This is a genomic window from Aeromonas sp. EERV15 (genome assembly GCF_900079845.1).
GTDB classification, from domain to species: Bacteria; Pseudomonadota; Gammaproteobacteria; order Enterobacterales; family Aeromonadaceae; genus Aeromonas; species Aeromonas sobria.
This window is the reverse complement of the sequence record NZ_FKKY02000090.1, coordinates 1-490: the sequence shown is the minus strand read 5'-3', so window position 1 is coordinate 490 and position 490 is coordinate 1. Positions and strand designations below refer to the sequence as shown.

Below are 490 nucleotides of genomic sequence, written 5' to 3'. Positions count from 1 at the left end.
CGAGCTTCGAGCGCGGGCTCTACGAGATCCTCGCGCTGCTCTACAAGGACGAGGATAAGGTCCACTACCTGATAGGGCCCGAGGAGAACGATCTCGCCCGTGAGATCGCGCCGGACGTGAAGGCGCTCGACGTGTTCCACATGCTGCCGGGGTACGCCGCGCCCTCCATCGCGCACAGCGAGACGAGGGGAGGCTGGATGCGGCTCGCCCCGACCCCGTTCGACGTGGGCTGCGCGCTGGCGCAGATGGCCGTTCGCGACGAGGTCGAGAGCGTGAACAGCCTCGCCGCGCGGGACGACTACCACGCCAACGTCAGCAGTGAGTTCACGACCCAGTTCGTTGCGCTCGGGGGCAGGGTCCTCCCCTCGGTGACGTTCACGTCGGGCGAGCCGACGTACGCGACGAAGATCAAGTCCGCCTTCGGCTCGGACGCCGGCCGCACGCTCCTGGCCGCGTACCCCGCGACGGCCTCGACCATCGTGACCGAGTG

The 490-nt window shown here is 68.6% G+C and carries 1 protein-coding gene; it reads left to right on the top strand.

Features of this window, described 5'->3' with window-relative positions; all coding sequences use genetic code 11:
* Positions 1-490: hypothetical protein (locus tag BN4575_RS22180; protein WP_218060795.1), on the top strand; the 490-nt coding region annotated here is incomplete at both ends.